Below are 23658 nucleotides of genomic sequence, written 5' to 3' on the forward strand. Positions count from 1 at the left end.
TGAAAAAGAGTAAGTGATCATGGTCAATGTCTGTTTAGTATTGTTTGTTATATAATAAGACAAGTTCAAATTAAATAGGACACCGTGGGCCATGTTTGTATTGGTTTGAAATGGAGGTTGTAAATAGTGCTGCACTTTGAGATAAAAGTGAGATTACAAAATGTAATGGTCGCTATTAGAAATTGTCCAAAAAAAAACCGTCTCATAAATTGAGACGGTTTCTTGTATTGTTATTTTATGGATAACTATGCCATTTCTTCAGTTGCATTGTTATGTAGATCTTCGATACGTTTGTGTTCTGCATCAGAAATTGTATCCACCAATACCGGTGTTGCAATAAATAATGAAGAATAAGTACCTACAATCATACCTACTAACATGGCGAAGATGAATCCTCTAATTGATTCACCACCAAAGATGAACATTACCAAAAGAACCATAATCATCGTTAATGATGTATTGATTGTTCTTGCCATTGTAGAGTTAATCGATTTATTCACAATCTCGTTGAATGAACCTTTAGTTTTACCCGCTAAGTATTCACGAACTCTGTCAAATACAATAACTGTATCATTCATTGAGTATCCAATTACGGTCAAAATAGCAGCGATAAAGTGCTGATCGATTTCCATACCGAATGGAGCCCATTTCCACATTACAGAATAAATACCTAATACAAAGATAACATCGTGTGCTACTGCAGCGATTGCTCCAAGAGAATACTGCCATTTACGGAAACTGATTGTTAGGTAAATAAATACAATAGCCATTGCACCTAAAACTGCCCAATAGGAGTTGGTTTTAATATCTTCGGCAACCGTTGGTCCAACCTTAGAAGCTTGTAAAATACCTACTGTTTTACCGTCATATGCATTTACGAATTTATCATAAGTCATATCGGCTGCGTAGTGTTTTTTCAAACCGTCAAACAATAGTGTATTTACTTCTTTATCTGCTTCGGTTCCGTGCTCTTCTACTTTATATTTTGTGGTAATTTTCAACTGATTGTCGTTACCAAAAATCTTAGCTTCTACTCCACCACCAAATACGGCGTTCAAATCTTCTTTTACTACATCAGTAGCTACTGCTTTGTCAAAACGAACTTGGAACGTTCTTCCTCCAACAAAATCAACACCTTGATTCAACCCATTTGTTGCTAAAGAAGCTATACTTGCAATAACTACAATTGCAGAGAAGATGTATGTATATTTCTTAAATCCTAAGAAGTTAAAATTAAAGTTTGTGAAGAAGTTTTTAGAAAAACCAGTTGCAAAAGATAATACTTTTCCTTTGTACGCATCCCAATCTAACATAATTCTTGTGATGAAAATTGCAGTAAACAAAGAGGTAAAAATACCAATAAGTAACGTCAATGCAAATCCTTGAATTGGTCCTGTACCGAAAATAAACAATACAATACCTGTTAAAATGTGGGTAACGTTTGCATCTACGATAGAACGCATTGCTCCAGTCCAACTGTATGATTCTTTAATCGCTTCGTCTAAAGTTTTACCTAAACGCAATTCTTCTTTTGCTCTTTCAAATATAATGATATTAGCATCTACCGCCGTACCTACTGTTAAAACGATACCTGCAATACCTGGCAACGTCAATACAAATCCAAAACTTGCAAGAACTCCAAAAAGGAATAATAAGTTGACTGCTAATGCAATATTTGCATACAGACCTGCTTTACCATAGTAAATCATCATCCAGATTGAAACCAATAGTAATCCAAAAAGAGCTGAATTAATACCGCTGTCAATAGCTTCTTGACCTAAGGATGGTCCTACTACTTCTGATTGAATAATATCTGCTGCAGCTGGTAACTTACCTGCTTTCAATACGTTTGCTAAATCTTTTGTTTCTGCAACTGTAAATGCTCCCGAAATTTGAGAGTTACCTCCAGCAATTGGTCCTGTTGTAACACCTGGTGCAGAATACACTACATCATCAAGTACAATAGCAATGTTACGTTGTTCTCTGTAAGCAACACCTGTTAATTCTTCCCAAGCTTTTGCTCCAGCACCGTTCATTTGCATAGACACAGATGGTTTACCACTTGCGTCAAATTCGTCTCTTGCTTCTGTAATCACTCCACCACTCATTGGAGCTACATTGTCTCTGTTTCCTCTTAATGCATATAATTGCAAAGATTCTGTTTCAACACCTTTATCATCTGTAATTGTTTCAGGTTTTCCCCAAACAAATTTTGTATAACGTTGTTCACCTTGTAATAAATTACGAATGTCTTGACGCTTGAAGTATCCATTGATAGCTGCAGTATCTTTTGGAGAAAACAAACCTAGGATAGGACCTCCACCTTGACCAATAATTTTGTCAAACAATGGGTTGTTTCCCGCAGCAGTTGCAGAAGAATCTGCATCTGTTAATAAAGAAGCTAAAGTATCTTTAACTGCTGGTGCAGTTTCTACCTTTGCAATTTCTGTTTTTTGTAACGCTGTATTTGCAGCACCTAAAAACGGTCTGATTTCTTCAATTTTATACGTTTCCCAAAACTCTAATTGAGCGGTACTTGATAATAATTTTTTGATACGATCTACATCTTTCGCTCCAGGAAGCTCTACTAAGATACGACCTGTTTCACCTAATTTCTGAATGTTAGGTTGTGTAACACCAAATTTGTCAATACGTTTTCTTAAAACTAAGAATGCGCTGTTTACAGACTCGTCTACTTTTCTTCTGATTACTTTTTCAGCTTCAGAATTACTCATTTTAAAGTTAATCCCGTCTGCTCCTTGTAAGTTTTTATTTGCAAAAATATCTGGAGAAGCTAGTTTCGTTTTTCCTTGCGCATTTTCGTTGAATGCAATAAAGAAGGCATCAATATAGGTTTGATTTCCTTGTAAATTTTTAGTTGCATCATCCAAAGATTTATTGAAAGTTGCATCTTTAGAATTGTTTGCCAATCCTTTTAAAACATCTTTAACCGAGATTTGAAGAATTACGTTAATTCCTCCTTCTAAATCCAATCCTTTGTTGATTTTCTTTTCTTTTACTTCATCGTAAGTAAACATCCCAAGAAAAACATCTTTTTTACCGATGGAATCTAAATACGCATTTTCTTTTTCACTGTCTCCATTTGCATACGCTTTTGCCTTGCTTTCGACGCTACTTGCTACAAATGTGAAAGAAAGTTGGTAAATACTTACCAATGCAAACAAAATTGCAAAAAATTTAATAAGTCCTCTATTCTGCATTATTACTAATAATTAATTAATTTGATTGTATTTTGGTGTTTTTATGAATAAATTCACATTAAAGTTTAAAGATTCTGTAAAAAAATTTAAACTCTAAGGTCGCCGTTATTTTTAAAACGAGCAAATATATAATTTAGATAAAGATTAACCAATTTATTTCTTAATTAATCTTAAAAAAAAGACTGCACATTATGCAGTCTCTTTTATATATTTGAATTTTTAAACTATTTCAAATTTGCATTTAGCTCTGCATTCATGCTTCTTACAGCCGTTGCGCTTTTAGCAAATTTAGCTTTTTCATCTTCATTCAATGAAATAGTAACAATTTCTTCTACTCCATTTTTACCGATGATACAAGGAACGCCGATACAGATATCGCTTTCTCCATATTCACCTTCTAGGAATACTGAACAAGCAATCATTTTCTTCTGGTTGTTTAAGATGCTGTCTACTAAGTACGCTACAGAAGCTCCAGGAGCATACCAAGCTGAAGTTCCTAATAAACCAGTTAAAGTTGCTCCTCCAACCATTGTGTCAGCGGCTACTTTGTCTAATTCTTCTTGTGATAAAAATTCAGAAACTGGAATACCGTTATAAGATGCCAAACGTGTTAATGGAATCATAGTGGTATCTCCGTGTCCACCAATTACCATTGCAGAAACATCTCTTTGTGGCTTGTCTAACGCTTTTGACAAATAGTATCTGAAACGAGAACTATCTAAAGCACCACCCATTCCGATGATTCTATTTTTTGGCAAACCTGTAGCTTTTAAAGCCAAGTATGTCATTGTGTCCATTGGATTAGAAACTACTACGATGATTGCATTTGGAGAATTGGCCAATACATTTTCTGAAACTGATTTTACAATTCCTGCATTGATACCAATTAATTCTTCGCGTGTCATTCCTGGCTTTCTTGGAATTCCAGAAGTAATAACTACTACATCACTATTTGCTGTTTTAGTATAATCATTTGTAACTCCTGAAAGTTGTGTATTAAATCCCGTGTTTGAAGCACATTGCATGATATCCATCGCCTTACCTTCGGCAAAACCTTCTTTGATGTCTAATAAAACTACTTCACTTGCAATTCCTCTGTAAGAAATTACATCTGCACAAGATGCTCCAACGTTTCCAGCACCAACTATTGTAACTTTCATAATATGTTGTTTTTAGATTTTTAATTTTTAAAATTTGTGTTGTAGTGACAAATTTGTGTTTACAAATTTACCAAAAGCAATCGTAGTTTGCAGAAAAAATCGATAAATTTCTACTCTGCCCGATACTTCGCCGATAAGGTTAAATTTATTATCGGTAATTGCTTTTAATTCGTTATTTAATATGGATTGCAAAGGCAAAATTTCTTCGATAGCCCCTTTTTCTCCTTTTAATTTATAGTCAAAAGTGCTTGTATTGGCAATTATCCCTGTACTAAGCTCAAATTTATCCCACTTTTTTGAACCATTAAACTGCATTTGCCACGTGTCAATCAGACTGTTTAAAGCATTAAGTCCCAAGTTTCCATAGTCCGTGTCAATGTCAAGAAAATTTACAGTCAAATCTTCCATAGCATACGCAACTAATACTGAAAAGTGAATATTTTTATCTTCGACATTTTTAAAATACTGACTAAGTGAATGCTTAAATCCTAAAACATACACTTGGTATTCCACATTTTTAAGTGTGGTTTTTGGAGAAAATTTCACAACAGCTTCTGTACCATACCCGATTCCAATAGCGCCTTGTAGATAAGGATAAATGATCACTTCACGATCTACGCCTTCAGGACTTCTTAATATTACATCACTGTCCCCTAAAACTCCTTGGAGCATGACATATTGATCGCCCCCCAAAGCTGTGGGAGTTAAAGCTGAATCTTGGCCTTCTATTTGAAAGAAACTCAAATCCTGATTGTCAAGTCGAAAATTTCGATCGGATTTTGGAACCAAAAAAGTATTCATGTGGAGTCCTAAAGTAAAATCCCACATATTGGCTTTTTGGGGCGTATTCACCCAACTAGATGCTGCTTGATAAACAGCAGCATCAGTTGCAGGTGTAATATAATGTTCGGTAAAATAGATGGCATCCTGAATTAAATAGCCAAAAGCAGGATCGATACCTGAATTTTGCGCCATAAGATTTGAATTATTCATCACAAACAATCCAGCGAGACCAAATATAGTCCCTAATTTACGCATCAATATTAGCGTAAACTGCATTCTTTTCTATGAATTCTCTTCTTGGCGGTACTTCGTCACCCATTAACATTGAGAAAACTCTGTCGGCTTCCGCCAAACTATCAATAGTCACTTTTCGAAGCGTTCTGAAATTTGGATCCATTGTAGTTTCCCATAATTGTTCCGCATTCATCTCTCCAAGACCTTTGTAACGCTGAATTCCAGCACTTCCACCCATTCTTTCGTTGGCTTGATCGCGCTGAACGTCATTCCAAGCGTATTCTTTTTTATTTCCTTTCTTCACTAAATATAAAGGTGGTGCTGCAATATATACGTGGCCGTCTTCAATTAATTCGCGCATAAAACGGAAAAAGAATGTTAATATCAAGGTAGAGATGTGACTTCCATCGACATCGGCATCACACATAATAATTACTTTATGGTAACGCAATTTTGTTAAATTCAACGCCTTACTATCTTCCTCTGTTCCAATAGTTACACCTAACGCCGTAAAAATATTTCGAATTTCTTCGTTTTCAAATACTTTATGTTGCATTGCTTTTTCCACATTCAAAATTTTACCACGCAAAGGCAAAATGGCTTGAAAGTTTCGATCGCGACCTTGTTTTGCAGTTCCACCCGCCGAATCTCCCTCGACAAGATATACTTCGCATTTTGCAGGATCTTGTTCTGAACAATCCGATAATTTTCCAGGTAATCCACCGCCACCCATTACGGTTTTACGCTGCACCATTTCACGTGCTTTCTTCGCTGCGTGACGTGCTTGGGCTGCCAAAATTACTTTTTGAACAATGATTCGAGCGTCATTCGGATTTTCTTCCAAATAAGCTTCAATCATATCTCCAACCGCTTGACTTACAGGAGAAACTACTTCTCTGTTACCCAGTTTGGTTTTTGTTTGTCCTTCAAATTGCGGTTCTGCAACTTTTACCGAAATAATAGCTGTTAAGCCTTCACGGAAATCATCTCCAGAGATATCAAATTTTAATTTATCCAACATTCCTGAAGCATCTGCATATTTCTTTAACGATCTCGTTAGACCCGTTCTAAAACCTTGCAAGTGCGTCCCTCCTTCGTGGGTATTGATATTATTTACGTAAGAAAAAATATTTTCGGAATAACTGGTATTGTAAATCAAAGCAACCTCAACCGGAATTTCTCCTTTGTCGCTGTCCATTGAAATGACGTGTGCAATAATTGGCTCACGATTTCCATCTAAATATCTAATGTATTCTTTTAAACCTTCGGTAGAATGAAAAATTTCTGAAACAAAATTTCCGTCCTTATCCAATTCTCTTTTGTCTGTAAACGTGATAGTAATCCCTTTGTTAAGGAAAGACAATTCTCGCATACGGGCCGATAAAGTATCGTAAGAGTAATCTATAGTTTGTGTAAAAATACTTGGATCTGGATAAAAGGTAACAATCGTACCTCTCTTTGTAGTTTGACCAATTTGTTTTACCGGATACAGTGCTTTACCCTTCTCATATTCTTGCTCGTAAATATTTCCATCCGAACTGTGAACTGTTGCTCTTAAATGATTGGAAAGTGCATTCACTACAGAAACACCCACACCGTGCAAACCTCCAGAAACCTTGTAGGAATCTTTGTCGAATTTACCACCGGCACCAATTTTAGTCATTACAACCTCAAGCGCAGAAACACCTTCTTTTTTATGAATACCAACTGGAATACCTCGACCATTATCTTCTACCGAAATAGAACCGTCTTCGTTTATATCTACACGAATGGTATCACAATGACCACCCATTGCTTCATCTATAGAGTTATCAACTACTTCATATACCAAATGATGTAATCCTCGAACACCTACATCTCCAATATACATGGAAGGTCGCATTCTTACGTGCTCCATTCCTTCTAATGCCTGAATACTATCTGCTGAATAATTGTCCTTCTTGATTTCTTCGCTCATTTTAAAGTCTTAATCTGTGTAAATTTTGTTTAACGAACAAATATAACAAAACGCAGGCAAATAGCAAGTTAAATACTTGATAAGCGTACGTAAGTTATTAACATTTGTTTGTAAAAACAAACCGTTTTCGACTTGAAAACCGACTTCAGTAGATCAAATTATAAATTAGATTTTCACACAAAGAGTATTTGAATTTAGAGTGCAAACAAAAATGCCGTTTGAAATTCAAACGGCATTAGTATTATAAATCATTCTCTCCTTTGTTTTCGTCTAAATCATCGTGGTTATCGCCTCCGATGGAATAATAATTATTCTCTTCGTCTTCGCTGCCTACATTTTCTAAGTCATCATCCAATTCCGAACCGGGAACATCTAAATCTTTACCTGTTTTAATGGTTTCAAAATCGAGTTCGTTTCTTTCATTAGCGATATTTGGATCAATTGTGTGCTTCATTTTTGAAGGATCACTGGGATCGATATCTTCCTCTTTCTGACCTTGACGATAAATATCTTCATTTGCTGGATAGTTTAGAAAATCCGGTACTTTAGAATCATCATCGCGATTATTTTTATCTGAATTACTCATACTACTACTATTTAAAAATTGATTGCATAAAATTAATCATAAACTTTCAGACCAGCTTTATACAATTACCTCTATACCTTACACTATTTCATAAAAAAAGTCTGCTTTAAAGCAGACTTTTCAATATCAATGTAAATGTCAAGTACAATACAAATAACAATTAAATCCTTAATCTTACATGTGAATTACTTCATCATAAGCTGCTGCAACCGCTTCCATGACCGCTTCACTCATTGTTGGGTGTGGGTGAATTGTTTTCAAAACTTCATGACCTGTAGTTTCTAATTTACGTCCTAAAACAGCTTCTGCAATCATGTCGGTAACTCCAGCGCCAATCATATGACAACCTAACCATTCGCCGTACTTTGCGTCAAAAATCACTTTCACAAAACCATCTTTCGCTCCAGAAGCACTTGCTTTTCCAGACGCTGAAAAAGGGAATTTTCCAATTTTCAAATCGTATCCTTTTTCTCTTGCTTGTTTTTCAGTCAAACCAACAGAAGCAATTTCTGGCGTTGCATACGTACAACCTGGAATATTTCCGTAATCAATAGGATCCACGTGCATTCCTGCAATTTTTTCTACACAAGTTATCCCTTCCGCAGAAGCTACGTGAGCTAGAGCTTGACCTGGAACAATATCACCAATGGCATAATAGCCTGGAACATTTGTTTGGTAAAAATCGTTTACTATAATTTTATCTTTATCAGTAGTAATTCCTACTTCTTCTAAACCGATATTTTCAATATTTGATTTGATTCCAACAGCAGAAAGCAATACATCTGCTTCAAGAATTTCTTCTCCTTTAGCAGTTTTTACCGTCGCTTTAACTCCAGGACCTGAAGTATCTACTTTTTCAACAGAAGAATTCGTCATGATTTTCACACCTGCTTTCTTCATGGAACGCTCCATTTGTTTTGAAATGTCTTCGTCTTCAACTGGAACAATATTTGGCATAAATTCAACAACAGTAACATCCGTTCCCATCGAATTGTAAAAATGTGCAAACTCAACTCCAATAGCACCTGAACCAACAATAATCATCGATTTTGGTTGTTCTGGTAAAGTCATCGCTTGACGGTAACCAATTACTTTTTTACCATCTTGTGGCAAACTTGGCAATTCACGAGATCGTGCTCCAGTAGCAATAATAATATGGTCTGCCGAATATTCAGTAGTTTTTCCGTCTTTATCAGTAACGTCAATTTTCTTACCCGTTTTGATTTTTCCGGTACCTTGAATAACGTCAATTTTGTTTTTTTTCATTAAAAACTCAATTCCTTTACTCATTCCATTCGCAACGCCTCTTGAACGTTGCACTACTGCACTAAAATCTTTGTCAAATTCTGAAATAGTCAATCCGTAATCAGAAGCATGTTTTAAATAATCAAAAACTTGAGCCGATTTCAATAATGCTTTTGTTGGAATACAACCCCAATTCAAACATACCCCACCTAAACTTTCTTTTTCGATTACAGCGGTTTTAAAACCCAATTGCGAAGCACGAATTGCAGTTACATAACCACCTGGCCCACTTCCTAAAACAATAATATCGTATTTCATTTTTTCTTTGGTTTACTATTTGATAAAAAAGAAAGTTGCAAAACGCGTCTTTCTTACATTTAAAACTTGTTGTTTTTCAGGTAGCGAAAATAAGGAATTATTCTGTTTTAGAAAAACTTCAAAGTTGTTTATTTTTTCACCGAAAATTTATCCGATTTTCTCAACCGAAAACTGCGAATCGTACAATCTTTTGTAATATCCATTTTCGCGATGCACTAAATCATTATGACTGCCTTGCTCTACAATCAAACCTTTGTCCATGACAATAATTTTATCGGCGTTGATAATTGTTGCTAATCGATGTGCAATTACAATGGACGTACGGCCTTTGGTAATCGTTTCCGTAGCTCTTTGAATTAATTCTTCAGAATACGTATCGATGGAAGAAGTTGCTTCATCCAGAATTAAAATACTTGGATTACTAACATAAGCACGTAAAAAAGCAATCAATTGGCGTTGACCCGATGAAAGCATCACTCCTCTTTCTTTTACATTATAGTCGTAACCGTTGGGTAAATTCATGATAAAAGGATGCACACCAATATTTTTTGCCGCAGCAATCACTTCTTCTCTCGAGATTTCAGTATTATTTAATGTGATATTATTGTAAATTGTATCTGCAAATAAAAACACGTCTTGTAAAACCACTGCAATTTGCTTCCGCAACGATTCTAACGAGTAGCTGTTAATATTTTCGCCATCGATATAAATCGTCCCTTTATTAATTTCATAAAAACGATTGAGTAAATTAATGATGGTTGATTTTCCAGCTCCTGTTGAACCAACAATGGCAACTGTTTCTCCAGGATTTACTTTCAAATTAATTCCTTTAATCACTTCTTCATTTTCCAAATAACCAAAATGCACGTCCTTGAATTCGATTCTACCTTCAAAAACGGGTGCAATCATATCGCCTTTATCTTGAATTTGATCTTCCGTATCCAAAATATCAAACACCCGATTTGCAGCAATCATTCCCATTTGCATCTCGTTAAATTTGTCGGCAATTTGACGTAGAGGATTAAAAAGCATCGTGATGAACATTGTGTAAGAGAATAAATCACCAAAAGTTGTGGTCATGTCTCCACCCAAAATTCGTGTTCCACCGTACCAAACCACCATACCCAATGTCAAGGACGAAATAATATCTGCAATGGGAAAAAAGATGGAGTTGTACCAAACGGTTTTAATCCACGCTTTTTTATGTTTGTCGTTTATCTGACTGAATTTTTCGGCTTCAATATATTCTCTATTGAAGAGCTGAACGATTTTCATCCCTGTTACGCGTTCTTGAACAAAAGTATTCATATTAGAGATTTGCGTCCGGACTTCTTGAAAAGCAACTTGCATTTTTTGCTGAAAAATACGTGTTGCAATTACTAAAATAGGCATTGCAATAATAACAATCCACGTTAATTTCCAGTTCATGTAGAACATAAAAATCAAGACTACCACCATTTTCATCAAATCACTGACAATCATAAAAAGTCCTTGGCTAAAAATCCGAGCGATTGCCTCAATATCCGAAACCGACCGAGTAACCAATTGACCAACTGGCGCATTATCGAAATATTTCATTCGAAAACTCAAAAGATGCTTGAATAATTTAGTTCGGATGTCTTTTACAATATCTTGTCCAAGCCAGTTGGCCCAATATACAAAGTAAAACTGCGAGATTACTTCCAGTAATAACACAGCTCCCATCAAAATAATGTAGTACAACAATCCTTGACCATCATTGGTCTGGATATAACCGTCTACGGTTTGCTTTAACAAATACGGCCTTAAAGCCGCGAAAATGGATAATGATATTGCCCAAACTATAACGCTATTGAAACGCCATTTATAAGGTTTAGTGTAAAACATTATCCGTTTAAAAACTCCTGTATCGAATGCTTTTGCTTTCATTAACATTTTAGATTTATGATTGTAGCTTCTGATAAAACAATCAATAAATTACACCATTTTTATATAATCGTATTTAATATCAGTCAAATAAAGTCCGTGTGCGGGAACTGAAAACCCTGCTTTTTTTCGGTCCTTACTTTCAATAATGGTTTGGAAATCTGCTTTTGAAATTTTACCTAAACCAACGTACACCAATGTTCCCACTATGGAACGCACCATGTTTCGCAAGAAGCGATCTGCTGATATGGTAAAAATCAATTCGTCCTTTTCTTTCTTCCAAAAAGCTTGACTGATCTTACAATTGAATGTATTAACGTCTGTATGCACTTTTGAAAAACATTGAAAATCGGTAAACTCGATTAACAGTTTCGCTGCATCATTCATCGCTTCAATATTCAATTCTTTATTGTAGTACCAACTCAATTCATCCAAAAAAACATTTTTAGAAGTATTGATTTTATATTCGTACGTCCTTTGTTTTGCATCAAAACGAGCGTGCGCATTTTCGTCTAACAAAATAATATCGGAAACTGCAATATCTTTAGGTAAAAATGAATTCAACTTATGGACCATCGTTTTTGAATCAATATGATTTTCATAATCAAAATGCGCAAACATTTGACTTGCATGAACGCCAGTATCGGTTCGTCCAGCTCCCATAATTGTTAAGTTCTTGTCACTTAAAACAACACGAAGCGCTTTAGTCAACGTTTCTTGCACAGAAGTTGCATTGGGTTGAATTTGCCAACCATGGTAGTTTGTTCCGTTATAAGAAAGTTGTATAAAAAATCGCAAATTGCCAGAAAGTTAAGGGTACAAAGATACTTTTTTAAACCTAAAAAAATTAGATTTCAATTACAACAAAATGTTAATATGATTTTGAAAACAAATGTTCTAATTTTGCACCAAATTTTAGCCCAATTTGCAGAGAATACCCTTACCTGTCACTAGAAATGGAAAGCTAGAAATAGTTCTAAAAAATGCTACTTTGAAAAAAATACTTTTACTTTCGGATACACACAGTCATCTTGACGATACAATTTTAAAATACGTTCATCTTGCTGATGAAGTGTGGCATGCTGGAGATATTGGCGATTTAAAAGTTACGGATGCTTTAAAAAAACTGAAGCCGCTTCGTGCAGTGTATGGCAACATTGACAATGCGGAAGCTCGAATGGAATTTCCCTTAAATAATCGGTTTTTGTGTGAAGGAGTAGACGTTTTAATTACGCATATTGGCGGTTATCCCGGAAAGTACAATCAGGCGATTCGGGAAGAACTGACTCAAAATCCACCGAAATTATTTATTTGTGGACACTCGCATATTTTGAAAGTGATGTTTGACAAAAAACTAAATTTTTTACACATGAATCCTGGTGCCGCTGGAGTCAGCGGTTTTCATCAAGTACGAACCATGTTGCGTTTTGAAATTGAAGGAGATAAAATTCAGCATTTGGAAATCGTAGAAATTGGTAAGCGAGCTTAATTTTTATTTTCCAGTAATGGAACAAATCGAAACTCACCAAACTCATGTTTTTCAAATTGAGTTTCGTTTTTTCGAATTAAAAGTGTCATGATTTGATGGTCTTCGCCTAAAGGAATTACAAGCCTTCCACCAATTTTGAGCTGTGCCATCAATGGTTTTGGAATAAATGGCGCTCCGGCAGTTACAATGATACTGTCAAAAGGAGCATAATTTGGCAATCCTTTATAACCATCTCCAAAAGATATGTGTTTAGGTCTGATGCCTAATTTTGGCAATAATAAAGATGTTGATTTGAACAATTCATTTTGACGTTCAATTGTATATACTTTTGCACCAATACCGCATAAAACCGCAGTTTGATAGCCAGAACCCGTTCCAATTTCTAATACTTTATGGTCTTTCTTGACTTCTAAAAGTTGGGATTGAAAAGCTACTGTATAGGGTTGCGATATGGTTTGACCCGCTCCAATAGGAAACGCCTTGTCTTGGTATGCATAATCTTCAAAACTGGAATTCAAAAATAAATGTCTAGGAATTTTATGAATAGCGTCCAAAACTGCCACATCTGTAATTCCCTTTTCTTTCAAAACGGAAATCAATTGATTACGGAGTCCTTGATGTTTGGCGGTATCTTTCAAAATAATGGTAAATGAATTTTGGCAAAAATAAGAAAGTAAAACCTAATTTTTGATTTGGATTTATGAAATAATAGATTTGAAACTTTACGACGCAAACTTTAATCTTTGAACAATTAATGTTATTTTTGTTGAAAATACATTTATATGCTAAAAGTGGGCGTTTTAGGTGCTGGACATCTGGGAAAAATACATTTACGGTTATTGCAACAATCAACTAAATACGAGCTGGTTGGTTTTTATGACGAAAATGCCGAGAATGCTGTGAAAATTGAAAAAGAGTTTGGATACAAACGCTTTGATACAATTGCCAAATTGCTTACTGCTGTTGAAGTTATAGACATTGTCACTCCTACCCTTTCGCATTATAAATGTGCAAAAGTTGCTATAAAGTCGGGCAAACATGTTTTTCTTGAAAAGCCAATTTCAAACACTGTGGAAGAAGCTGAAGAAATCATTGCTTTGGCTAACGAATACAATGTTAAAGGACAAGTTGGTCACGTCGAACGCTTTAATCCTGCATTTATTTCGGTAAAAGATTCAATTGAAAATCCAATGTTTATCGAAACCCATCGATTAGCTGAATTCAATCCTCGAGGTACTGATGTTCCCGTAGTCTTGGACTTAATGATTCACGATATTGATGCAATTTTAAGTGTGGTAAAATCAAAAGTAAAGGCGATTCATGCCAGTGGCGTTTCTGTAATATCAGAAACTCCAGATATTGCAAATGCTCGAATTGAGTTCGAAAATGGTTGTGTGGCCAATTTAACTTCCAGTCGAATTTCATTGAAAAATATGCGTAAATCAAGATTTTTTCAAAAAGACGCATACATTTCTGTTGATTTCTTGGAGAAAAAATGTGAAGTGGTAAAAATGAAAGACGCTCCAGAAGTTCCTGGTGATTTTGATATGATTTTGCAAAATGCTGAAGGTTTAAAAAAGCAGATTTATTTTGACAATCCCGAAGTGGAAAATAATAATGCAATTTTAGAGGAATTAGAAACATTTGCTGATGCAATTGTAAACAATACCACGCCAATTGTAACTTTAGAAGATGGTACAGAAGCATTAAGAGTAGCTTATGCAATAATTGATGCGATGAAAAGATAAAAATGGTGACCAATCCCACTATAATAAATGATATAAAAACATTGATTGCTTCTGCGAGACAGACTGCAATTCGAGCCGTTGACATGCAGCGGACTTTGTTATATTGGCATATTGGTGAACGCGTTTTTAACGAAGAACAAAACGGACAAGACCGTGCCACTTACGGTGAATATCTGATAAAATATCTTTCAGAACAGTTGCAACCCGGATTTGGAAGTGGCTTTTCAGCACGACAACTCGAAAGATATCGTCAATTTTATAGAACTTTTCCAATTGCGTCCTCACTGCGGACGCAATTGAGCTGGACCCATTACAAAACACTTTTAGGAATCTCTAATGAAGATAAAAGAGAACATTATATAGCCGAGACGGTAAAAAACAATTGGTCTGTTCGGCAAATGGAACGACAAATAAACAGTCAACTTTTCGAGCGTTTACTTTTAAGTAATGACAAGGAAAGCGTTTTAGCTGTGGCAAGAAACGAAGCTATTCCTACAAATCCAGCCGAAATTATAAAAGACCCAATGATTCTAGAGTTTTTGGGTTTAAGAAGAGAAAGTGCTTATTATGAAAAGGATTTAGAACAAGCGATCATCACTAATCTACAAGATTTTTTATTAGAATTAGGAAATGGATTTTCCTTTGTTGCGCGACAAAAACGCATTCATTTAGAAGGAGATGATTTCTACATTGATTTGGTTTTCTACAATAGAATCTTACAATGTTTTGTGATTTTCGAAATAAAAACTCAAAAGTTAACGCATGAAGATTTGGGACAACTTCAAATGTATGTCAATTACTACGACCGAATTGAAAAATTGGAGCATGAAAAACCAACGATCGGGATTTTACTTTGTGCGGATAAAAATAATGCTGTGGTTAAGTTCAGCTTGCCAGAAGGAAATAAAACTATTCTAGCCCGTCAGTATGAATTAATTCTTCCAACGGAAGAACAACTGTTAACCGAAATCAGAAAAGAAATAGAAATTATAACACATGAATAAAGTACTCTTGCTTTTAACCTTAATTTTGATTTCTTGTAACGAGAAGGAATCCAAAACTAAACAACCTACCGTTTTAGAAAAAAATGCTGGATTTGATTTAGAACAAATCGACTTTAACGAAGATGTTTCTAAACTATTTTCAGCAGATATAATTAGTTACGGTGATTTAGATTTTGATGGTGATAAAACTGTACCATTGCACGACTCTATTTTTAAATATCAAATTGAAAGTTATCTAGCAGAAGTTTTTGAGCTAAAAGTACCCGTAAAAGAATTGGGTTTTTTATATAAAACACGATATGCAGACAGCCTTGCAAGAATAGGAAATAAATATTTAGATCAACTATCTGTTTTGACAAATCTGAACCAAAAACCAATCGCTTATTATGCCGAATCTCGATTTGATACTAAAATGGAAAGAGATGCATTCATAAAGAATTTCAAAGAAACACATGGTCCAACAAAATATGAATTTTTGGTAAGCACAGAATTTGATCAATTGTCTTATGAATGGAATTTAGCGGATAGAACGATTCAAATTGAAACTTCAAGAGGATTTGAAATTTCTGCAAGTTCTGATGGATCATCAAAATCCGGCGAATACTATCGACTTGATGTACTCCTAATTGATAATGCCGCGAAGGACGCGATTTACAAAGCGCACATTCTTGAACTTCCTGAAAAATTTAACATTAAAGGAAAAGTAGACCCTTCCGTTACATTTACCAATTTAAAGGAATTAAACATGGAAAAAATAAATATTATAAAGGATCAATTTTTACTGAATTCCTATTTCAAAAAGTATATCATTAATGAATACGGAGAACATACAATACCCGAAGAAGAACAATTAGAAAAATAAACAATTTACAATGAAAAACATAGCAGTTATTGGTGCCGGTACAATGGGTAACGGAATCGCACACACATTTGCACAAAGCGGTTTTACCGTTAAATTAATTGACCGTTCCGAAGAAACATTAGATCAAGCAATGGCAACCATCGCTAAAAACTTGGATCGAATGGTTTCAAAGGGAAGCATTTCTGAAGAAGAAAAATTAAAAACGATCAGCAACATTATTACTTACACTGATATTAAAGACGGTGTTGTAGGTGTCGATTTAGTCGTTGAAGCTGCAACAGAAAATGTTGATTTAAAGCTTAACATTTTCAAACAATTGAACGAAGCTTGTTCACATGATACCATTTTAGCAACAAATACTTCATCCATTTCCATCACGCAAATTGGTGGCGTAGTTTCCCATCCTGAACGCGTTATCGGGATGCATTTTATGAATCCAGTGCCAATTATGAAGCTGGTTGAAATCATTCGTGGCTACAATACTTCGGATGAAGTGACTAAAATCATCATGGATTTATCGGTTCAATTAGGCAAAACACCTACAGAAGTAAACGATTATCCAGGTTTCGTAGCAAACAGAATCTTAATGCCAATGATTAACGAGTCGATTGAGACATTATACAACGGTGTTGCAGGAGTTTATGAAATTGACACGGTAATGAAATTAGGAATGGCACATCCTATGGGACCTTTGCAATTAGCTGATTTTATTGGACTTGACGTTTGTTTAGCCATTTTAAATGTAATGCATGACGGTTTCAAAAATCCAAAATATGCTCCTTGTCCACTGTTGGTAAATATGGTTCGTGCTGGTAAATTAGGTGTAAAATCAGGCGAAGGATTCTATGATTATTCAGAAAGCAAAAAGGCAGAAAAAGTAGCAAAGCAGTTTATAAAGTCGTAAAAGTCAAAATAATATCTTTTTGACCTGTTTTTAGAAGCGAATCGTTTGGGAATTTGGTTCTTCCATTTTCCCGCTTTCCTTCCAAATCTTTTTTATTACCGTTGGCTCTAGCCAACGGCAATAAAAAAGGATTTTCCCTCCAATCGGGGCTGAAATAAAATCTTTAGGCTTCTTTTTATCGCTTGGGCTTTTTAAAATTCTAATGTTGAAAAATTTGCTTTTTCAAAAAAATTATTAGTTTCAAAACAACTAAAAGGTTTTGAAAACCTTGCAGGAAACTTTAAACTTTAAACAAAAAAAACCTTGGCAAAAATAATTCCGTTCAAAGCCGTCCGACCTACTCGCGACAAAGTGAGTCTGGTTACTTCTCGTTCCTACGATGAATATTCGCCGGGAGAACTAGCATCGCAATTAGACTTTAATCCGTTTTCGTTTTTACACGTTTTGAATCCCGCTTATGCCAATCAGCAGAAAGCCGGATTGGAAAAACGATTTAAATTAGTGGCCCAAAAATACAGAGATTTCAAGGAAGAAAATATATTCTTGAAGGAAGAGCAACCTGTCTTTTTCTTGTATGAAATTGAAACTAAAAATCAGACCTTCACAGGAATTATCGCCGGTACCACATTGGAAGATTACCGCAATAATGTGATCAAAAAGCACGAAGATACCTTACAATATCGGGTCGAATTGTTTAAAGATTATTTGCACCAAACCGGTTTTAATACTGAACCTGTTCTAATTACTTATCCTGACAATCCTGAAATTTCTGCGTGGATAGTAGAAAAGAAAAAAGCCAATTCGCTTTATGAATTTTCCACCACAAGAAGAGAAAAACACCAACTTTGGAAAATTGATGATTCCAAAGAAATAGCTTGGTTACAAGATCAATTTACAACTGTAGGCAATTTATATATCGCAGACGGACACCACCGTTCTGCTTCAGCAGAATTGCTTTATCAGCAAGATAAAAATTCGGGCAATGAAAATTTAAATTATTTCATGAGTTTTTTAATTGCAGAAACCAATGTGAAAATATATGAATTCAATCGAATTATTAGAGATTTAAACGGACATTCTAAAGAGAATTTTCTGGATTTATTAGCTGCTAATTTTTGGATCGCAAACAAGGAACAAGAACTTTGGAAACCTACAAAGAAATTCGAATTCGGCATGTATCTTGATGGCGAATTTTATTGTTTAACCTTAAAAAATCAACATGATTTTACAAGTGTTTTGGAACAACTAGATGCCCAAATTTTATATACACAAGTCTTAGAACCGATTCTTGGAATTGAAGATTTACGAAATGACGAACGAATTGATTACATTCCTGGAAAACAGTCTATAATAACAATAAAAGAAGTTATTGATGAAGGCGAGTTTGAAGTCGGGTTCATGCTTTTTCCAACCGCTATTTCAGAAATTAAAGAATTGGCCGACAACAATTTAATTATGCCACCAAAAAGCACCTACATCGACCCAAAATTCAGAAGTGGATTAGTGGTTTATGAACTTTGATAAGAGGATTGAAGAATTGAGAGATTGCAAAATTATAATAGTTATTGAAATTAGAATTGAAAAAAGTTATGTCTATAAAAGAAAATTTACTTGAAATAAAAAGCACACTTCCTGAACATGTGACGCTTGTTGCGGTTTCTAAAACAAAACCTGTTTCGGATTTAATGGACGCTTACGAAGCTGGTCAAAGAATTTTTGGTGAAAACAAGATCCAAGAAATGGCTGAAAAGTTTGAGGAAATGCCAAAAGACATTCAGTGGCACATGATAGGACACGTTCAAACGAATAAAGTGAAATTTATGGCTCCGTTTGTAAGTTTAATTCATGGTGTGGATTCTTTGAAATTATTAAAGGAAATAAATAAAGAGGCTTTAAAAAATAATCGGGTAATTGATTGTCTTTTGCAAATGCATATTGCCGAAGAGGAAACGAAATTTGGTCTGGATGATGCGGAGTTAGACGAGATTTTAAAGGAAGTTCAAAATGAAAAATTCTCAAATATAAAAATCACTGGTTTAATGGGAATGGCCACTTTCACAGAAAATCAAAACCAAATCAAAAAAGAATTCCTTCATTTGAAGGCAATTTTTGACGCTGATAAAGCATTGAATACTAAAAACTGCCAAATGACAACTCTTTCAATGGGAATGTCTGGCGATTACCAGTTGGCAATTGATTGCGGAAGTACGATGGTTCGAATTGGAAGTAGTATCTTTGGTACAAGAAATTAGAGAAAAGAAAATAGAGTAAAGAATATTGCCGATAGACGCGAGAACTGACGACTTAAAACCGAAAACTGACAACTGAATTTGTACACAATACTTGACATAGAAACCACTGGAGGAGCATTTAACGAGGAAGGAATCACGGAAATTGCCATTTATAAATTTGACGGACACGAAATTGTCGACCAATTTATAAGTTTGGTCAATCCTGAAAAACCAATTCAGCCTTTCGTGGTAAAGTTGACCGGAATTAATAATGATATGCTTCGTACCGCTCCAAAATTTTATGAAGTAGCAAAACGTATCATTGAAATTACTGAAGGTACTGTTTTAGTCGCCCATAATGCACAATTTGATTACCGAATTTTAAGAACCGAATTTGATCGATTGGGTTATAATTTTGAAATTCCGAACATTTGTACGGTGGAACTGGCTAAAAAATTAATTCCTGAACAAGAATCGTATAGTTTAGGAAAACTGGTTCGTGCTTTAGGAATTCCGATGGCAGACAGACATAGAGCTTCTGGAGATGCTTTGGCTACTGTTAAATTATTCAAATTGCTTTTGGCAAAAGACCATGAAAAAGAAATTGTAAAAAGTTTCATCAAAACCGAAGTTGAAAAAGGACTTTCTCCAAGATTGAAGGAAATCATTGCAAAAGTGCCATCGGTTACAGGAATTTATTACATTCACAAGGAAGATGGATCCATATTGTATATCGGGAAAAGTAAGAATATCAAGAAGCGTGTCAACCAACATTTTGCGGGAACGACTAAAAAATGCAAGAAAATTCAGGCGGAAGTTTTTGACGTTAGCTTTGAAGAAACGGGCACTGAATTAATTGCACTACTAAAAGAAAATGCTGAAATTAAAATCAACCGACCTGTTTTAAATCGCGCGATGCGAAAAAATATTTTTCCGTATTCCTTATACCAAGAGAAAACTGCAGAAGGCTATATTGCTTTGATCATAAAAAGAACCGACTTTCGTAAAAAGGAAATTACTGCATTTGGTACTGAAAATGAAGCGCAAAGTGCCTTGTATAAAATTACCGAAAAATATAAACTTTGCCAGAAAGTCAACGCGATGGACAAAGTAAAAACCAACTGTTTTCCCTATCAAATTAAGCAATGTAACGGCGCTTGTGTAAATGAAGAAACTCCAGCACTTTATAATTCAAGAGTTGCCGAATTTTTAAAATACAATGAATATCAGAATCAAAATTTAATTATTATTGAAAAAGGTCGCGCTATTGACGAGAAAAGTGCTATTTTAATTGAAAATGGTGTTTTTAAAGGTTTTGCTTTTTATAATTTAAATTATCAAGTTACAAACGCTGAAATTTTAAAAAAGATAATTACAGCATTGCCAGAAGACAGAGATGCTAAAAATATTATTTTAAGCTATTTACGAAGAAACAATCGCGCAAAAGTGATTTATTTTTAAACGAAATGATTAAAAAGGAACCCACTAAAAAATCATATTTTGAAGTCCTACGACAGCGCATTAACATCATCATTCATGGTGTAAATACGCCAGCTGGAAAACTTTTTGACCTCTTGCTTTTAGGAGTGATTCTGCTGAGTGTACTCTTGGTCCTATTAGAAACGGTAGAACATTTAGATAACAAATACCATGAATTCCTGGTTTTTGCCGAATGGGTAATTACCATATTCTTTACCATTGAATACGTTTTACGCATTATTTCAACGCGAAAACCTCTTAAATATATTTTTAGTTTTTACGGAATAATTGATTTTATTTCGATCCTTCCTATGTATTTATCGTTTTTTATCCCGAGTACAAAAATTTTATCCGTAGTTAGAGCTTTGCGTTTATTACGCTTGTTCCGAATTTTAAATCTTGGTAATTTCACAGGTCAAGCTTCTGAATTAAAATTAGCTATCAATGCCAGTCGGACTAAAATAACTGTATTCGTGTACTTCATCTTTATCATTTCTATACTTCTTGGAGCGGTAATGTACGTGGTGGAAAGCAAAGAAAGTGGCTTTACTAGCATTCCCACCAGTATTTATTGGTGTATTGTAACGCTTACTACTGTAGGTTACGGCGATATCGCACCCGTTACCTCACTTGGAAAAGCAATTGCATCGTTCATTATGATTTTAGGTTACGGAATCATTGCAGTTCCTACTGGAATTGTTACCGCCCAAATTGCCAATAGTAAAAGTAAACGTAAGGTTTTTGCTCCAAATTGTCCAAATTGCAACTCGCAACCCTTGGCAGACGACGCAAAATTTTGTTCCAAATGTGGTACTAAATTAAACTAATTTGCAATGAGTAAATTTCTAATTGTGGTCGTTGGACCCACTGCTATTGGCAAAACCGCTTTGAGCATTAAATTGGCCAATCATTTTAAAACCGAAATAATCTCTTGTGATTCCAGGCAATTTTTTAAGGAAATGAAAATTGGTACGGCTGTTCCTTCTGATGAAGAACTGGCTTCAGCAGAACATCATTTTATCCAAAATAAATCCATTTTTGAAAATTATACGGTGGGGGATTTTGAAAAAGAAGCACTTTTAAAAACTGATTCTTTATTTGAAGCTAATGATTTTGCCATTTTAGTTGGTGGTTCAGGACTTTACGTCAATGCCGTTCTACAAGGTTTTGACACATTTCCTGAAATAGATTCTGAAATTCGAGCAGAAGTGCAACATTCCTATGAAACTTTAGGTTTGCAGTATTTACAAGAAAAGCTAGAGGAAACAGATCCGGATTATTATTCTTTTATTTTACAAGACAATCCGCAAACTTTGCAAAATCCACAACGGTTGATGCGCTTTGTGGAAGTGGGTTTGGGTACTAAAAAACCCTATTCATCTTTTTTAAATCAGGAAAAAAAACAGCGCAATTTCACTCCAATTATAATCGGTCTTGACGCAGAACGTGCAGTACTTTATGATAGAATCAACCTTCGAGTAGATCAAATGATTGCGGATGGATTAGTGGAGGAAGCAAAAGGCGTTTATGAAAATCGGAATTTGAATGCCTTACAAACCGTGGGTTATAGAGAACTTTTTGATTATTTTGACGGAAGTATTACACTTGATTTTGCCATAGAAGAAATCAAAAAAAACACAAGACGATTTGCCAAACGACAATTAACGTGGTTTAGAAGAACTGAAAATGTAACGTGGTTTGATTACGAAACCTCATTGTCTACGATCGTCGAAACGATAAATTTCAAAATAAATTCGCAACCAAATTAGAACAGTAGCATCCTCCTATTGAATGCTTTTCTGAAATTTAATCGGCTCTAAATCGCATCAAAACCCATATAATGTATATAAGATGAAAAAAATACTACTCCTTTTAACCACATTGTTTTTCATTTCATGCCAAATTCAGTACGACGGTGGATCAAAATTTATTGTACAGACAAAAGTGGTAGATAAAAATGGCATTCCAATTCCCGAAGTTCCCGTCAGTGTTCGCGTAAGTAGTGGCGGCTTATCTGATGAGATATCTCTCAGTGAAACCAACAAGGATGGATTTGCAACACTTCTTTTTCCTCCTCCAGAAAACGAAGGAGCAACAATTTCAATTTCCTACTTTCCTGATTATTATAATGACGCTACTTCTATTTATTATGCCAAAGAAATAGATCAATTAAAAAAATCAGATTTTTCAGATTATCTCTATGACACAGGAATTGTAATTTTGTTAAAAGAGGCGGATGTAACTGAATTTACTGTTTTAAAAGAACAAATAAATCAAAGTAACCAAATTACTGCCTTTTCCACAGATGCAGTTAGTACGGAAAGTATCCCAAGTAGTTTCTCTGAATTGAATTATTATTTTCCAATTTCGATTAAGGTTTTGAAAAACCACACCTTTACCGTTAACTACAGCATTACGAATTATTCGACCTCGCCTCAAACGGTTACCAACTATTCCGAACAAGTAACTGCCGGAAATGTACCATTTAGTTACACCATAGTTTATTAATTAATTAGAAATACATATAAATAC

General features: G+C 34.9%; 20 protein-coding genes. 11 read left to right on the forward strand and 9 right to left on the reverse strand.

The features are described from left to right. Positions 1 to 245: 245 nt before the first annotated feature. The 8 genes from secDF to truA form a co-directional block, all read right to left on the reverse strand. On the reverse strand, positions 246 to 3221 hold the full coding sequence (gene secDF / locus H602_RS0111455) for a protein translocase subunit SecDF (RefSeq protein ID WP_026978118.1): 2976 nt from the start codon (positions 3219 to 3221) through the stop codon (positions 246 to 248). Positions 3222 to 3445: 224 nt separating this feature from the next. Continuing rightward, positions 3446 to 4381: a malate dehydrogenase gene (locus tag H602_RS0111460; RefSeq protein ID WP_026978119.1), complete on the reverse strand. Its 936-nt coding sequence runs from the start codon at positions 4379 to 4381 to the stop codon at positions 3446 to 3448. A 27-nt stretch (positions 4382 to 4408) separates the two neighbouring features. Continuing rightward, entirely contained in the window at positions 4409 to 5440 is a 1032-nt protein-coding gene (locus H602_RS0111465) for a DUF6588 family protein (protein ID WP_157505049.1), read from the reverse strand. Next, on the reverse strand, positions 5412 to 7355 hold the full coding sequence (gene gyrB / locus H602_RS0111470; protein ID WP_026978121.1) for a DNA topoisomerase (ATP-hydrolyzing) subunit B: 1944 nt from the start codon (positions 7353 to 7355) through the stop codon (positions 5412 to 5414). The genes H602_RS0111465 and gyrB overlap by 29 nt, the downstream gene beginning before the upstream one ends. A gap of 241 nt (positions 7356 to 7596) precedes the next feature. Beyond that, complete coding sequence (locus H602_RS0111475; RefSeq protein WP_026978122.1) at positions 7597 to 7941, reverse strand: hypothetical protein; 345 nt, start codon at positions 7939 to 7941, stop codon at positions 7597 to 7599. A 174-nt stretch (positions 7942 to 8115) separates the two neighbouring features. Further along, positions 8116 to 9504: a dihydrolipoyl dehydrogenase gene (gene lpdA / locus H602_RS0111480; protein ID WP_026978123.1), complete on the reverse strand. Its 1389-nt coding sequence runs from the start codon at positions 9502 to 9504 to the stop codon at positions 8116 to 8118. A gap of 147 nt (positions 9505 to 9651) precedes the next feature. After that, the gene (locus tag H602_RS0111485) at positions 9652 to 11412 is read right to left on the reverse strand and encodes an ABC transporter ATP-binding protein (protein WP_026978124.1); all 1761 of its coding nucleotides are present in this window, start codon (positions 11410 to 11412) and stop codon (positions 9652 to 9654) included. Positions 11413 to 11460: 48 nt separating this feature from the next. Further along, positions 11461 to 12207: a tRNA pseudouridine(38-40) synthase TruA gene (truA, locus tag H602_RS0111490; RefSeq protein ID WP_026978125.1), complete on the reverse strand. Its 747-nt coding sequence runs from the start codon at positions 12205 to 12207 to the stop codon at positions 11461 to 11463. Positions 12208 to 12400: 193 nt separating this feature from the next. Here truA and H602_RS0111495 point away from each other — a divergent pair, with 193 nt between their 5' ends. After that, positions 12401 to 12898 (forward strand): metallophosphoesterase family protein, encoded by a 498-nt coding sequence (locus H602_RS0111495; RefSeq protein ID WP_026978126.1) that lies wholly within the window; start codon positions 12401 to 12403, stop codon positions 12896 to 12898. Here H602_RS0111495 and H602_RS0111500 read toward each other — a convergent pair. After that, entirely contained in the window at positions 12895 to 13536 is a 642-nt protein-coding gene (locus H602_RS0111500) for a protein-L-isoaspartate(D-aspartate) O-methyltransferase (RefSeq protein ID WP_026978127.1), read from the reverse strand. The two genes, H602_RS0111495 and H602_RS0111500, sit on opposite strands and share 4 nt — an antisense overlap. A gap of 144 nt (positions 13537 to 13680) precedes the next feature. Between H602_RS0111500 and H602_RS0111505 the strand changes: the two genes are divergently transcribed. The 10 genes from H602_RS0111505 (at position 13681) to H602_RS0111555 (ending at position 23634) form a co-directional block, all read left to right on the forward strand. Continuing rightward, positions 13681 to 14646, forward strand: a complete 966-nt coding sequence (locus H602_RS0111505) for a Gfo/Idh/MocA family protein (RefSeq protein WP_026978128.1) — start codon at positions 13681 to 13683, stop codon at positions 14644 to 14646. A gap of 2 nt (positions 14647 to 14648) precedes the next feature. Then, positions 14649 to 15650, forward strand: a complete 1002-nt coding sequence (locus H602_RS0111510; RefSeq protein ID WP_026978129.1) for a PDDEXK nuclease domain-containing protein — start codon at positions 14649 to 14651, stop codon at positions 15648 to 15650. Beyond that, positions 15643 to 16512: a hypothetical protein gene (locus H602_RS0111515; protein WP_026978130.1), complete on the forward strand. Its 870-nt coding sequence runs from the start codon at positions 15643 to 15645 to the stop codon at positions 16510 to 16512. The genes H602_RS0111510 and H602_RS0111515 overlap by 8 nt, the downstream gene beginning before the upstream one ends. Before the next feature lie 10 nt (positions 16513 to 16522). Then, the gene (locus H602_RS0111520) at positions 16523 to 17416 is read left to right on the forward strand and encodes a 3-hydroxyacyl-CoA dehydrogenase family protein (protein WP_026978131.1); all 894 of its coding nucleotides are present in this window, start codon (positions 16523 to 16525) and stop codon (positions 17414 to 17416) included. 303 nt (positions 17417 to 17719) lie between these two features. Further along, positions 17720 to 18937: a DUF1015 domain-containing protein gene (locus H602_RS0111530; RefSeq protein ID WP_026978132.1), complete on the forward strand. Its 1218-nt coding sequence runs from the start codon at positions 17720 to 17722 to the stop codon at positions 18935 to 18937. Between the two features lie 68 nt (positions 18938 to 19005). Beyond that, positions 19006 to 19668, forward strand: a complete 663-nt coding sequence (locus H602_RS0111535) for a YggS family pyridoxal phosphate-dependent enzyme (RefSeq protein ID WP_026978133.1) — start codon at positions 19006 to 19008, stop codon at positions 19666 to 19668. Positions 19669 to 19746: 78 nt separating this feature from the next. Then, positions 19747 to 21108, forward strand: a complete 1362-nt coding sequence (locus H602_RS0111540; protein WP_026978134.1) for an exonuclease domain-containing protein — start codon at positions 19747 to 19749, stop codon at positions 21106 to 21108. 5 nt (positions 21109 to 21113) lie between these two features. Further along, entirely contained in the window at positions 21114 to 21953 is an 840-nt protein-coding gene (locus H602_RS0111545; RefSeq protein ID WP_026978135.1) for an ion transporter, read from the forward strand. Positions 21954 to 21959: 6 nt separating this feature from the next. Further along, the gene (gene miaA, locus H602_RS0111550; protein ID WP_026978136.1) at positions 21960 to 22895 is read left to right on the forward strand and encodes a tRNA (adenosine(37)-N6)-dimethylallyltransferase MiaA; all 936 of its coding nucleotides are present in this window, start codon (positions 21960 to 21962) and stop codon (positions 22893 to 22895) included. A gap of 82 nt (positions 22896 to 22977) precedes the next feature. Beyond that, positions 22978 to 23634 carry an Ig-like domain-containing protein gene (locus tag H602_RS0111555; RefSeq protein WP_026978137.1) on the forward strand — a complete coding sequence of 219 codons (657 nt, stop codon included), beginning with the start codon at positions 22978 to 22980 and terminating at the stop codon, positions 23632 to 23634. The last annotated feature ends 24 nt before the right edge of the window (positions 23635 to 23658 follow it).

This window comes from Flavobacterium tegetincola DSM 22377, from assembly GCF_000425485.1.
In the GTDB taxonomy this organism is placed as follows: Bacteria; Bacteroidota; Bacteroidia; order Flavobacteriales; family Flavobacteriaceae; genus Flavobacterium; species Flavobacterium tegetincola.

What these genes read in the sequence shown, in the direction of transcription:
- secDF (WP_026978118.1), bottom strand. Translation starts at nt 3,221, where the DNA reads ATGCAGAATAGAGGACTTATTAAATTTTTTGCAATTTTGTTTGCATTG.
- H602_RS0111460 (WP_026978119.1), bottom strand. Translation starts at nt 4,381, where the DNA reads ATGAAAGTTACAATAGTTGGTGCTGGAAACGTTGGAGCATCTTGTGCA.
- H602_RS0111465 (WP_157505049.1), bottom strand. Translation starts at nt 5,440, where the DNA reads ATGCAGTTTACGCTAATATTGATGCGTAAATTAGGGACTATATTTGGT.
- gyrB (WP_026978121.1), bottom strand. Translation starts at nt 7,355, where the DNA reads ATGAGCGAAGAAATCAAGAAGGACAATTATTCAGCAGATAGTATTCAG.
- H602_RS0111475 (WP_026978122.1), bottom strand. Translation starts at nt 7,941, where the DNA reads ATGAGTAATTCAGATAAAAATAATCGCGATGATGATTCTAAAGTACCG.
- lpdA (WP_026978123.1), bottom strand. Translation starts at nt 9,504, where the DNA reads ATGAAATACGATATTATTGTTTTAGGAAGTGGGCCAGGTGGTTATGTA.
- H602_RS0111485 (WP_026978124.1), bottom strand. Translation starts at nt 11,412, where the DNA reads ATGAAAGCAAAAGCATTCGATACAGGAGTTTTTAAACGGATAATGTTT.
- H602_RS0111505 (WP_026978128.1), top strand. Translation starts at nt 13,681, where the DNA reads ATGCTAAAAGTGGGCGTTTTAGGTGCTGGACATCTGGGAAAAATACAT.
- H602_RS0111510 (WP_026978129.1), top strand. Translation starts at nt 14,649, where the DNA reads ATGGTGACCAATCCCACTATAATAAATGATATAAAAACATTGATTGCT.
- H602_RS0111515 (WP_026978130.1), top strand. Translation starts at nt 15,643, where the DNA reads ATGAATAAAGTACTCTTGCTTTTAACCTTAATTTTGATTTCTTGTAAC.
- H602_RS0111520 (WP_026978131.1), top strand. Translation starts at nt 16,523, where the DNA reads ATGAAAAACATAGCAGTTATTGGTGCCGGTACAATGGGTAACGGAATC.
- H602_RS0111535 (WP_026978133.1), top strand. Translation starts at nt 19,006, where the DNA reads ATGTCTATAAAAGAAAATTTACTTGAAATAAAAAGCACACTTCCTGAA.
- H602_RS0111545 (WP_026978135.1), top strand. Translation starts at nt 21,114, where the DNA reads ATGATTAAAAAGGAACCCACTAAAAAATCATATTTTGAAGTCCTACGA.
- miaA (WP_026978136.1), top strand. Translation starts at nt 21,960, where the DNA reads ATGAGTAAATTTCTAATTGTGGTCGTTGGACCCACTGCTATTGGCAAA.
- H602_RS0111555 (WP_026978137.1), top strand. Translation starts at nt 22,978, where the DNA reads ATGAAAAAAATACTACTCCTTTTAACCACATTGTTTTTCATTTCATGC.